This window comes from Rummeliibacillus pycnus, from assembly GCF_044359855.1.
Taxonomy (GTDB): Bacteria; Bacillota; Bacilli; order Bacillales_A; family Planococcaceae; genus Rummeliibacillus; species Rummeliibacillus pycnus_A.
Window position 1 is genome coordinate 1408786 of the sequence record NZ_CP132291.1, and the last position, 12741, is coordinate 1421526.

General features: G+C 35.6%; 13 protein-coding genes, 1 tRNA gene and 1 riboswitch. Of the genes, 2 read left to right on the forward strand and 12 right to left on the reverse strand.

The features are described 5' to 3' along the window. Nucleotides 1–10: 10 nt before the first annotated feature. From Q8X41_RS06965 to Q8X41_RS07000, 8 genes are all read right to left on the reverse strand, one after another. Nucleotides 11–1645 (reverse strand): diguanylate cyclase, encoded by a 1635-nt coding sequence (locus Q8X41_RS06965; protein WP_397539529.1) that lies wholly within the window; start codon nt 1643–1645, stop codon nt 11–13. 472 nt (nt 1646–2117) lie between these two features. Beyond that, a tRNA-Arg gene (locus Q8X41_RS06970) sits at nt 2118–2191 on the reverse strand. A gap of 77 nt (nt 2192–2268) precedes the next feature. After that, a complete protein-coding gene (locus Q8X41_RS06975) occupies nt 2269–2769 on the reverse strand; it encodes a metallophosphoesterase (RefSeq protein WP_397539530.1) in 501 nt (166 codons plus the stop codon). 11 nt (nt 2770–2780) lie between these two features. Further along, a complete protein-coding gene (locus Q8X41_RS06980) occupies nt 2781–3374 on the reverse strand; it encodes an XTP/dITP diphosphatase (protein WP_397539531.1) in 594 nt (197 codons plus the stop codon). 85 nt (nt 3375–3459) lie between these two features. Next, complete coding sequence (gene racE / locus Q8X41_RS06985; RefSeq protein ID WP_397539532.1) at nt 3460–4254, reverse strand: glutamate racemase; 795 nt, start codon at nt 4252–4254, stop codon at nt 3460–3462. Nucleotide 4255: 1 nt separating this feature from the next. Next, nucleotides 4256–4726 carry a MarR family winged helix-turn-helix transcriptional regulator gene (locus Q8X41_RS06990; protein WP_397539533.1) on the reverse strand — a complete coding sequence of 157 codons (471 nt, stop codon included), beginning with the start codon at nt 4724–4726 and terminating at the stop codon, nt 4256–4258. Between the two features lie 76 nt (nt 4727–4802). Next, entirely contained in the window at nt 4803–5021 is a 219-nt protein-coding gene (locus Q8X41_RS06995; protein ID WP_119415556.1) for a helix-turn-helix transcriptional regulator, read from the reverse strand. A 111-nt stretch (nt 5022–5132) separates the two neighbouring features. Continuing rightward, complete coding sequence (locus Q8X41_RS07000) at nt 5133–5570, reverse strand: acyl-CoA thioesterase (RefSeq protein WP_397539534.1); 438 nt, start codon at nt 5568–5570, stop codon at nt 5133–5135. Nucleotides 5571–5803: 233 nt separating this feature from the next. Here Q8X41_RS07000 and Q8X41_RS07005 point away from each other — a divergent pair, with 233 nt between their 5' ends. Beyond that, nucleotides 5804–6268 (forward strand): GNAT family N-acetyltransferase, encoded by a 465-nt coding sequence (locus Q8X41_RS07005; RefSeq protein ID WP_397539535.1) that lies wholly within the window; start codon nt 5804–5806, stop codon nt 6266–6268. A 557-nt stretch (nt 6269–6825) separates the two neighbouring features. On the opposite strand, the gene sdhB is transcribed toward Q8X41_RS07005, so the two are convergent. The 3 genes from sdhB to Q8X41_RS07020 form a co-directional block, all read right to left on the reverse strand. Further along, nucleotides 6826–7599, reverse strand: coding sequence for a succinate dehydrogenase iron-sulfur subunit (sdhB, locus tag Q8X41_RS07010; protein WP_397539536.1), 774 nt, complete (start codon nt 7597–7599; stop codon nt 6826–6828). A 2-nt stretch (nt 7600–7601) separates the two neighbouring features. Further along, nucleotides 7602–9353, reverse strand: a complete 1752-nt coding sequence (gene sdhA, locus Q8X41_RS07015) for a succinate dehydrogenase flavoprotein subunit (RefSeq protein WP_397539537.1) — start codon at nt 9351–9353, stop codon at nt 7602–7604. A 61-nt stretch (nt 9354–9414) separates the two neighbouring features. Next, nucleotides 9415–10023, reverse strand: a complete 609-nt coding sequence (locus Q8X41_RS07020; protein WP_397539538.1) for a succinate dehydrogenase cytochrome b558 subunit — start codon at nt 10021–10023, stop codon at nt 9415–9417. 274 nt (nt 10024–10297) lie between these two features. On the opposite strand from Q8X41_RS07020, the gene Q8X41_RS07025 reads away from it, so the two are divergent. Continuing rightward, nucleotides 10298–10717, forward strand: coding sequence for a DUF2507 domain-containing protein (locus Q8X41_RS07025; protein WP_397539539.1), 420 nt, complete (start codon nt 10298–10300; stop codon nt 10715–10717). Between the two features lie 459 nt (nt 10718–11176). Here Q8X41_RS07025 and Q8X41_RS07030 read toward each other — a convergent pair whose 3' ends face one another. Continuing rightward, a complete protein-coding gene (locus Q8X41_RS07030; protein WP_397539540.1) occupies nt 11177–12409 on the reverse strand; it encodes an aspartate kinase in 1233 nt (410 codons plus the stop codon). Between the two features lie 124 nt (nt 12410–12533). Further along, a riboswitch (Lysine riboswitch) is annotated at nt 12534–12716 on the reverse strand. Between the last annotated feature and the right edge of the window lie 25 nt (nt 12717–12741).

Here is a 12741-nt window from a genome sequence, read left to right on the forward strand (position 1 = left end):
AATATGCCTCCTAAATAAACAAACGATTAATAAGACTTAATATCCTATTTGACACCTCTTTAATATCAAAAGGTTTTACAATATAATCATTAGCACCGTTTTCTAAAGCTTGTAAAACATATTCATCTTCTTTACGTCCTGTTAGCATAGAAACAATTACATCACTTGTGGAGTAATCTTGTCTTATAATTTTCAGTAACTCAATACCATCCATTTTTGGCATCACGATGTCTAGTAAAATGATATATTTGTAATCTGGTGAATACCAATTTGAATTTAGGAAACTATTGGCATCTTTAAATGCCATTACGTCAATATTAAACTTTTCACCTATCTCCCAACTCTTAAAGTAATTCGTTATTAGGTTTCTAATGATATAAACATCGTCTATCACAATAATTTTTATTTTTATAGTTTTTTTCACAATCTCTTCTAAACTATCAAACATAACTATCTGATTTCTTCCGGATTGCTTAGCATTGTAAAGGGCCTGATCAGCCTCTTCCAGAATCTTCTTAGGATGAAGATTTTTCGTAGCGGATTCAACAACACCAGCAGAGAAAGTCACTTGAAATCTATTTTCATTCGCAGTAAAAAATTTCTTCTCCATAGCTTTACGTAGTCTCTCCATTAATACATATGCCTCTTCCACTGAAGTTTGAGGCATAATAAGAACAAATTCTTCACCACCGTATCTACAAAAGAAATCTTGCTCACGTTTTAAACTAGATACTAAATTAGCAAATCCTTTTAAAACCTCATCTCCAATTAAATGACCATATGTATCATTTACTTTCTTAAAATAGTCTAAATCTGCTAACGCGATAGAAAAAGATTCTCTATTTCGTTCAAACTGTTTAATTAATTTTTCAATTTGGCTATCCATAAATTTACGGTTATATATTTGGGTTAGCTCATCTTTAATAATTGAATTCTCTAATTCTTTTTTATATGATAAACGATTATTAATATAAGAAATTAATAATTCTTCATCTACAGGTTTTGGAATAAAATCTAATGCACCCATATCATACGCACGAACTCTATTTTCTCTACAATCATTGCTACTAATAACAGTTACAATCATACTATCTTTTTTTATGTTTTTTAAATTTTTAATAATAGAAAAACCGCTTGTGTCTGGTAACATAATATCCACAAATACAATAGTAGGCTTTAAATCATATATCAACTCTAACCCACGTTTTCCATTGTTTGCAGCAATTACTGAAAATCCTTTTTTCTCTAATATATTCTTTATGTAGGAAATAAACTCGATATCATTATCAATTATTAATATAAATTCTTGCTCAGAAGGTATGTTATTTTGAGATTTTAAAACTATTTCCTCTATTTCTTGAATATTAATGTTTTTTTGATAAAAATTAATGCCCTCAATAAAAGGAGAAAGATAGCTTTTCCATTCAACTTTTGACCACTTTTTATCACTATTTTCTTTTAATTTTTCAATTTTATCACTAGCAATCATAGATAATTCATCTAGCCCAATGGAACCTGCTGTCCCTTTTAAATTATGTAAAAAAAAGTATATATCTTTTTCTGTAATCGAATCTTGTTTCTCCCAATTCTCAAAATTATCAAGTATTCGTTTGTAAATCATTTGTTGATATTGTTCGTTTCCCATATTCATTCTCCCCAATCATTAAATACATATATAAGCAGTATAACCTAATCCCTCAAATATATATGGGTATATTTTATGAATTTTTTTCGCGTAGATACTATTAATGTTAATTGATTAGTAAATATATACTAGTATCAAATACATAAACTACCTTTGTAACTGTTTGAAATTTATCAATAGTGTACTCATAATCATAAAGAGTTATAAGACTAGAACCACTTTCTTCTATTTAACGTAAAGTAATCCCCAAGGCAAGTTCGATAGTAAAGCCATTATCTTTTTTCGTTTATTTTTCTGTTAAAAGAGTATTGACAAGGTATTTACATTTACATCAAATATACCTTTTCTTTTAGTCACGAAAAAAGCACCCTACCTATAAGAGTTATTCCAAATCAGTCAAGTGACCGATACTTGAAATTACACTTATAAGCAAGAGTGCTTATTTATCAACCTTTTACGTTATAAAGTAGTATGTCCCAGGAGGGATTCGAACCCCCGACCAACGGCTTAGAAGGCCGTTGCTCTATCCAGCTGAGCTACTGAGACAGGATGTCTTACTGATGTAATATCAGTAGGACAATATTTATTATAGCACCATTGGTAAAAATGTCAACACTATTTTATCAATATAATAAAGTTTTTTCTGCAATCTTATTTTTTTCTTCTGAATAGAAAATGATATGCCAGCCATTCTCTATATTTTCAATGATTGCATAGCTTTTTTCTTTTCGCCCTCTTGGAAGTAAAAGGCTGCCCGGATTTACATATAGAATCTCGTCTACAAGTTCGACACCAAGAACATGGGAATGTCCAAAAAGGGCAACATCTGCTTGTACTTCTCTCGCTCTATAAGAGAGAGAAGTTAAGCTGGATTTTACGTTAAATAGGTGGCCATGGGTCATGAAAATTCTTTTTCCGTCAATCTCCTCCACTACTTCAGTTGGGAAGTTGACATCGTGATCACAGTTTCCTCTTACTTTATATATCCCTTGAAGTTCAGGTGCTGTAAATGGAAGTTCACTGTCTCCACAATGAAAAATAGCATCTACGCTTGGATTTTGTTCCATTACCCGGGTTATAACTGCTGCATCACTATGTGTATCACTCATTACAAGTATTTTCAACGGATTACCTCCTATTTAAACCAAGATGGTAACTCTTCTGCTAATTTGCGTAGTGCGTTACCACGGTGAGAAATGGCACCTTTTTCTTCAGCAGTCATTTCAGCCATTGTTCGTTTCATTGATGGTACATAGAAAATGGGATCATATCCGAAACCGTTTTCTCCATGTTTTTCTGTAAGGATTATTCCTTCGCATGTACCAAACACGCTTTCTGTTTTATGTACCGGCCCAGTTATAGCTAGGCAACAGCAGAAGCGAGCTGTACGTTTTTCTTCAGGTACACCTTCTAAGTTTTTTAATACTTTAATAATATTTGCCTCATCATCGTGATCTCCTGCATATCTTGCAGAATACACGCCTGGTTCGCCATTTAATGCATCTATTTGAAGTCCACTATCATCAGCAATAACAAATGTATTTAATCGTTTTGCAACGGCTTCAGCCTTCAATATTGCATTTTCTTCAAATGTTGTACCTGTTTCTTCAATATCCATATCAGGCGCTACATCAAATAATGTTAAGACTTCATAACCTAGTGGTGCAAAAATAGCCTCGAAGTCTTTCGCTTTTCCTTTGTTTTTTGTGGCGATTACAACTTGTTTCACTCAAAACCCCTCCTAATTATAGTTACTATTTTAACATTTTATACAAACAAAACTAAGCCCGAAATATTAAATTTCGGGCTTAACACTATAGTTTTATTCGTTTGACATGCACTTCATTTAAAGGTAACCAATTACTTGCGATTGATTGAAAAATAGGCACTGATCCTGATGTGTAAAAAAGGTATTCGGGAGGATTTTGATCTGTTCTAGAGATATTCTGGAACTGTAAAATTTCCTTCACGTGCTTCGCTGTTTCCTCTGCAGAAGAGACAACATGAACTTTATCGCCTACTACTTCTTCAATTAGTCCTTGAATAATTGGGTAATGTGTACATCCTAAAATCATTGTATCAAACTTCGTGTTTTTCAAAGGTGCTAGTGTTTCTTCTACTAGTTTTTTAGCAAACGCGCCTTCGTACTCACCACTTTCTACAAGTGGGACTAATCTTGGACATGCGAGTGCTGTTACGTTACTAGAAGAATATAAAGAATAAAGTGCATTTTCATATGCACCACTTTTGACTGTTCCTTGTGTAGCAATTACTGCAATATCATGTGATTTCGTTGCTTTTATGGCTGCTTGAGCACCAGCATTGATAACACCTACTACAGGAAATTTACAATGCTTTTGCAGCCCCTCTAGAGCTACAGCTGTAATGGTATTACAAGCAATCACGAGCATTTTAATATTCATTTTTGCAAGTTGATCGACTATTTGCCAAGTAAATTGAATCACCTGTTCCTTAGAACGGGGACCATATGGGCAACGAGCAGTGTCGCCTAAATAGGTTATCGATTCATTTGGTAAATAGCGAAGCATTTCCTTCACAACGGTTAGCCCACCGACTCCTGAATCAATTACTCCAATGGGAGCATTCACTTTAACCGCCTCTATCCTGGTTCATTTCTTTGTATAGTTTGCTTAGTAATATTGATAGAGTTTGAACTTCTTCGCTTTGGAAATCCTTTACGATATCTGCCAAATAATTTTGGCGTTGTTCAATAACTTCTTCAATAATGCGTTCTCCTTCTTTAAGCAAATGGATACGAACGACACGACGATCTTGATCATCTCGAATACGTTGTACCAAATCGTTTCTTTCCATACGATCAACTAAATCTGTTGTCGTACTGAACGCTAAATACATTTTATTCGAAAGATCACCAATTGTCATGTCCCCTAGCTCATGAAGCCATTGTAGAGCGATGAACTGTGGTGGTGTAATTGTATAATTACTAAGAATTTCTCTGCCTTTTTGTTTGATTAGAGCTGCAATATGACGAAGCTCTTTTTCTAAAAATGCTATTTGTTCTATATCATGCGTGTTATTCAAATGCTCCTGGTTTGACATGTAGCTTTCTCCACTCCTCAAAAGGATTACTTATTCCTATTGTGAAGTGTTTTTAAAAAAATGGCAAGTGTCCTTTTTACTCTAAAGTAAACTCGCCCAATCGGATTAACTCGAGCATTGCTTGCGCGCGACTAGATACGCCCAATTTCTGAATAGTATTCGAAATGTGATTACGAACAGTTTTTTCGCTTATACCTAGCTCCTTAGCAATTTCCTTTGTCGTATAATCCTTCATTAATAAAAGAAATATTTCGTGTTCTCTTTTCGTTAAAATTGAATGATGAAAACGACTCATTTACGTGCGCCCCTCCAATCCCCTCACACTGTAAAGTATGTAAGGAGGCGGATTGCGGTGACGGCATTTGCCCTATCTCTTTTAGAGATTTATGTTACTAAATAACTCAATTTATACTTGTTTTAATTGTTCTGCATCCCAAGGCACTGATTTACCTGTTTTAGGGTTCACTAGAACAACCGTACCTCTACCCGTAAAGCATACTTCATCTCGATTATTTACTCCTAAATAGTGCAGATCAATAGAAGAGTTACCAATGGTAGCAATTTTAACATACACTTTTAACTTTTCTTCAAAGAAAACTTGCTTCACATAATCACATTGTATGTCAGCGACTACTGGAATGTTATTTGTTCCACTTTCTACCCATTTTTGCATTAACCCCAAATGATTGAAAAATTCAGTTCTTGCTTGTTCAAAATAAATTAAAGGTACTGTATTATTCAAATGTCCAAACATATCCGTTTCAGAAAATCGCACTTGAATTGGTACATAAAATGAAAATTCTTGCTTCCACTCTTCAAAATTGTTTATATAATTTTTTTGCATCCCGATTTCCCCTTTGCTTTAAAATGAATAATCATTCATTTTGATTGTAACAGAAACTGGATAATAAAAGCTATCAGCTACAAAGTCTCTTTTTGAAAATACATGTAAGGCATGTAGAATCTCAACTTCTTCTCTAGTTAAAATTAAAACATAACTTTTTTAAACAAAGGAATTTAAAAAAAATTATTGAATAGATATATTCAATAAGCTACGGGGTACTAGGAGGAAAACGCTTGGAAATAAAACTTTTAAACGAAAATGAGGAATTTGTTGAGACTGTTTCGAAGATGATTTATAAGGAGTTTGTATTATCTTCCAGTAACAAAATGCCTTTTAATGATGTTGTAGATTTCTTTTCAAATACTCACGCGTTCAAGTTTCCAATAACATTCATCGCTATATTAGACAATCAGTGTGTTGGAACAGTATCTGTATTTGAAAATGATTACAAGAAACTCCCAAATTATAAACCTTGGTTAGCATCCCTTTATGTTGAACCAAACTACCGTGATAGAAAAATTGGTGTGCAACTTATTGAAGCATTATTAAAACATTTAGTCGTATTAGGTTTTAAAGAAGTTTATTTAAAAACTGAAAATGCATCAGAATATTACAAAAATCGATGCTGGAAATTAGTTGAATCTGTATTGAATGATCATAACGAGAACATCGATATTTTTAAATACTCTCTTGTTTAAATAAAGTTGAATGAATCAATTTCATAATGCAAAATTCAAATAAATATACAATCATTTAATGATATCAATCGTTCAACGCAACGCTTTCGACGGCGAGTCCGAAAATGCATTCGCATTTTCTTTATGCGATGTTCATTCAGTGGACCTCATTCATAAACCTACAGGAAAAGTTTGAGCTGAAAGCCCAGCAGAAACGTAGTGCAGGCACTGAAAAAGTAAAAGAAGATGTAAATTCATATAAAAATCTTATATAGCTATATTTGTTGATGTGGAATTAGCGAAGACTCCTGCGGGAAAGCGAGACAGGTGAGACCCCGCAGGGAACGAAGTGAGCGAGGAGGCTCAACGCTCGCCCGCGGAAAGCGAAGCTAATTCCACATCATGCAGAAGACAGATTAATACTATAAATATTTACATTTAAACATTTTTCATTACCCTAAAGGTAGAAGTGTTGAAATTTTCTATTTAAAATAGAAAATGAATTAAAGAATTAAATGAAGCTAATAATAAAAAAACTCCGTACCAATATAGTACGGAGTTTCATATTAAACAGATTACTAGTCAACCATGTGGTCAGAACCAAAGAAGTTCTTGAACATTTGAACTGATGTAGCACGGTTTAATGATGCAATAGAAGTTGTCAAAGGAATACCTTTTGGACAAGCAGCTACACAGTTTTGTGAGTTACCACAGTTTGCAAGACCGCCTTCACCCATAATTGCGTTTAAGCGTTCGTCTTTGTTCATAGAACCTGTTGGGTGTGCGTTAAATAGACGTACTTGTGAAAGTGGAGCTGGTCCGATGAAGTCTGAATGACTGTTTACATTCGGACAAGATTCTAAACATACACCACAAGTCATACATTTAGATAACTCATAAGCCCATTCACGTTTGCGTTCTGGCATACGTGGACCTTCACCTAAATCGTAAGAACCATCGATTGGAACCCATGCTTTAACTTTTTTCAATGAGTCAAACATACGGCTACGGTCGATTTGTAAGTCACGAATTACAGGGAAAGTTCTCATTGGTTGTATTTTCAATGGTTGTGTCAATTGATCAACTAATGATGAACATGATTGACGAGGACGACCATTGATAACCATTGAACATGCACCACAAACTTCTTCTAGACAGTTCATGTCCCATGAAACTGGTGTAGTTTGTTTACCTTCAACAGTTACAGGGTTTTCACGAATCCCCATAAGTACAGAGATTACGTTCATGTTTGGACGATACGGAACTCTGAATTTTTCCCAATAAGGGTTAGAGTTAGCATCATCTTGACGTTGTACTTCAACTTCAATATATTTTTGCGCTTCGTTTCCCATAATTAGTGAGCTCCTTTCGAATAGTCACGTTTACGAGGTTTGATAAGTGAAATATCAACTTCTTCGTAGCTGATTTTCGGATCAAATGAAGGCGTAAATTCAGCAATTGTTGTTTTAAGGAATTTTTCATCGTTACGTTCTGGGAAGTCAGGTTTGTAGTGAGCTCCACGAGATTCATCACGAAGTAAAGCACCTTTAGTAATAACATTTGCAAGAGCAAGCATGTTTTTCAATTGACGAGTGAATTGAACACCTTGGTTTGACCATTTAGATGTATCGTTAATATTAATATTGTTCCAACGTTCTTTTAATTCTTGTAATTTCACAAGAGTTTCTTCAAGTTTATCGTTGTAACGAACAACAGTAACGTTGTTAGTCATAACTTCACCAAGTTCTTTGTGAAGTAAGTATGCATTTTCGTTACCATCTAAGCGTAGAACTTCTTCCCATTTAGCTTGTTCTTCTTTAATAGCATTATCGTAAATAGAAGATGGAAGATCTTCAACATGCTTGTCTAATCCATGAATGTATTCAATAGCTTTAGGACCTGCTATAGAACCACCGTAAATAGCTGAAAGTAATGAGTTTGCTCCAAGACGGTTACCACCATGTTGAGAGTAATCACATTCACCAGCAGCAAATACACCAGGAATTGAAGTATGTTGATCGAAGTCAACCCATAAACCACCCATTGAGTAGTGAACTGCTGGGAAGATTTTCATTGGTACTTTATGAGGATCATCACCAACGAATTTTTGGTAGATTTCAATAATACCACCAAGTTTAACGTCAAGTTCGTGTGGATCTTTATGAGAAAGGTCCAAGTACACAACGTTTTCGCCGTTGACACCTAATTTTTGATTAATACATACATCAAAGATTTCACGTGTAGCAATATCACGAGGTACTAAGTTACCATATGCAGGATACTTTTCTTCTAAGAAGTACCAAGGTTTACCGTCTTTATATGTCCAAATACGGCCACCTTCACCACGAGCAGATTCTGACATTAAACGTAATTTGTCATCGCCAGGAATTGCTGTTGGGTGAATTTGAATCATTTCACCATTTGCATATTTAGCACCTTGTTGGTACACGATTGATGCAGCAGAACCAGTGTTAATCATTGAGTTTGTAGATTTACCGAAGATAATACCAGGACCACCACTAGCCATGATTACAGCGTCAGAACGGAATGCTTTGATTTCGTGAGTTGTAAGGTCTTGTGCTTTAATACCTTTACATACGCCTTCATCATCAAGAACTAAGCCTAGGAATTCCCAGCCTTCGTATTTTGTAACTAATCCTTCAACTTCCCAACGACGTACTTGTTCGTCAAGAGCGTAAAGAAGTTGTTGACCAGTAGTCGCACCAGCGAATGCTGTACGGTGATGTTGAGTACCACCGAAACGACGGAAATCAAGTAGACCTTCTGGTGTACGGTTGAACATAACACCCATACGGTCAAATAAATGAATGATACCAGGTGCAGCATCACACATTGCTTTTACTGGTGGTTGGTTTGCTAAGAAATCCCCACCATAAACTGTATCATCAAAGTGGATCCATGGAGAATCCCCTTCACCTTTTGTATTTACGGCACCGTTAATTCCGCCTTGCGCACATACAGAGTGTGAGCGTTTTACCGGAACTAATGAGAATAATTCTACTTCTGTGCCCATTTCAGCAGCTTTCATAGTAGCCATTAAGCCAGCTAAACCGCCACCAACGACTATCAATTTGCTTTTAGCCATGTTTTTTTCTCACTCCTCGTTCAATTTGTAATCAAGCGCTTACAAGTCTATACAAGACTTATTACACAAATGCAAGTAGAGCGCCAATACCGATTACAGATAACACTACAAAGAAAATCATAGTGATGTAAGTTGCAACTTTTTGAGATTTTGGAGATTGTGTGATTCCCCAGCTTACTAAGAATGACCAAATACCGTTAGCCAAATGGAAAGTAGCTGAAATAATACCTAATGCATAGAATGCAACCATGATTGGGTTTGATAAAACTTGAACCATCATGTCATAGTCAACTTCTGTACCAAGTGCTTTTTGGATACGTGTTTGGAAAATATGCCATGCAAGGAAAATTACAAGGAATACACCTGTGAAACGTTGTAAAACGAACATCCAGTTACGGAATGTACCAAAACGTTGTGTATTTGGTTGAGCAGTAAATGCAATGTACACACCATAAAATGCATGGAACATTAAAGGAATGTAAATTACGAACCATTCAAGGAACCATAAAAATGGTAAATTACCCATGAATTCACTTGCTTTGTTAAATGATTCTGCACCGTGTGTTGCTTGGAAGTTGATTAACAAGTGTTGCGTCACGAACAACCCTACTGGAATAATTCCAAGAAGAGAATGCAGACGACGCCAATAAAACTCTCGATCTTTCGACAAGACTGTTACCCCCCTAAGTACTTGGAAACAAGGTGTCAATTTTTTGCCATGCTTTTGTAACTTAGCATCTATTGACTGCTTGTTTCATAATGGTACAATATTATGACAAGTTTATTGTACTCTCATCCCTCAATAGCGTCAAGGTGACAGAGACTATTTCTTGAAGTTGTCCTAACCTCTATTATTCTCGAAAAGATACATATTTTCTCTTTCAAATCCAATACTTCTTTTCCGGACATAATTTAGACAAAAATATTATGAAAGAAGGATTTTCATGTCCACTCAACAAAAAAATGAAATTACTCAATTCGGTTATGAATTAATTCGAGATCACGTACTTTCTTCTATATTAGGAAAAAACGAAGAAGATATATTATATTGGTGCGGTAAGGAGTTAGCACGTAAATTCCCACTATTTGAATTCGAAGAAGCAATATCTTTCTTTAAAGAAGCTGGATGGGGTGATTTAACCATCGAAAAAGTTTCTGCAAGTGAAGCTTTTTGTAGTTTAACTGGTGATCCTGAAGTACTTAAATTTGATCAACGATGCTTTCGCTTAGAAGCAGGTTTTTTAGCACAGCACCAACAAAAGTGCTGTGGTTTCCTAACTGAATGTTACGAAGAAACGAAACCAAAACAATCACAAGTTAAATTTCATATTAAATGGGATTTAAAAGATAAAATTGAAAGCTAACCTACTAGCACACCATCTCTCACCGGTTATAACTGGTGAGAGTTTTTTTATAAATGAAAAATAAGAATGGCTTTGAAAATAATTTATTTCAATCAAATGAATCAATTTCAAAATTCGATTATATCTTATGGAATATTTTAATGTAGCGAAAGACGGCGACTCCTGCGGGAAAAGCAAGCCAATCAAGACCCCGCACGAACGTAGTGAGGAGGAGGCTTGATGCTTGCCCGCGGAAAGCGTCCGTCTGTAGCGGAAATGATGGGCTTATCATTAATACAACTAAGCATATAATGTTCGTATTTTTTGACTATAAAAGCCTTTATGAAATTGATTCAAATTGCAGACATTAAAAAGGATTCCCCATAAGTAAAATTCTACTCATGAGAAATCCTTTTATTCTAATCAAACATTGTATAATTATTATCCAAAGGAATTACTATTTCTCAAAACTTATATCGATTAATGCGTAATAACTTCTTGAACAGAGAGATCAAATTCATCGTGTAATGCATTCGCTGCTTTAAGCATATCTTCCTGCGGTACAACCACGGATACTTTAATTTCAGAAGTGCTGACCATTTTAACAGGAATACCTTCCCGATATAAACGATCAAACATAGTAGCCGCAACACCTGGATTTGAAACCATACCAGATCCTACAATTGAAACTTTTGACAATTCTGCTTCATGATCTACATGATGATAACCTAGTGTATCTTTATGTTCAGAAAGAACTTGTAAAGCTTCATTAAGATTTTCTTTTTTAACTGAGAAAGAAACGGATGGCTCTGTTCCTTCAATAATAGTTTGGACAATAATATCCACATTGACATGATTTTTTGCTAATGTTGTAAAAATATTTGCTAATGAGCCATTATAGGCTTCTTCATAATAAACTGTTAAACGAATAATCTCTGATTCAAACGCGACACCGCGTACAACTAAATCTTTTTCCACTTCAATTTCCTCCTTCAAGATGGTACCTTCTACATCCTCATAGCTCGAACGAACTGACATAGGGATGTTATGATTTTTTGCGACCTCTACAGATCGTGGGTGCAAGACGCCGGCTCCGAGATTAGCTAATTCAAGCATTTCATCATATGACATTTGCTGTAGCTTTCTTGCGCCTTTTACATAACGAGGATCACTTGTATAAACACCATCTACGTCGGTATATATATCACAACGTTCAGCATTCAACGCTACAGCAAGAGCAACAGCTGTTGTATCTGAACCGCCGCGACCAAGTGTTGTAATGTTGCCTTCATCATCAATTCCTTGGAATCCAGCGACGACACACACCTTACCGGCATCCAAAGCTTCTTTTACCGCTTTAGGTGCAATATCCTCTATGCGCGCATTACTTGGTACATGCTCTGTGACAATTCCTGCTTGCCAACCAGTAAATGATTGCGCCTCAATTCCTAGCTTATGCAAAGCCATTGATAACAATGAAATCGTTACTTGTTCCCCTGTTGTCAATAAGACATCCATTTCCCGCTTTGAAGGTGATTCGGAAATTTCGTGTGCCATATCTACAAGTTGATCTGTTGTTTTACCCATTGCAGATACGACGACGACAAGATTATAACCATTTTGTTTCTCACGCTGAATGCGCTGAGCTACATGCATGATTCTTTCTGTTGTTGCGACGGAAGTTCCTCCAAATTTAACGACTAAAGTACTCATCAAAACGCTCCCCTACTTAATAGTATGTGGGCGATTTTCACAATGATTTCTAATGAAAAAAGAGCAGCACTTCACACAGATGGTGAATAGGCTGCTCTTAGCATGCACGTTCAAAAGAACATTCATGTGAGATAGCCCTCCAGAATCAAAGTCAATTCTGACAATTCTACATTTCTTCAATGTAGAACCAGCAGCAAGATGGAATTAGCATTCTTGCAACTTCGGCGGCCTCCCCTTTCACCGACTTTCAATGGACCTATTCGTCCTCCAGTCGAGTACTTTTGAAACCCGCGCCTCTATCATCACTAAATCAGTGATTTTTATTTGGTTCC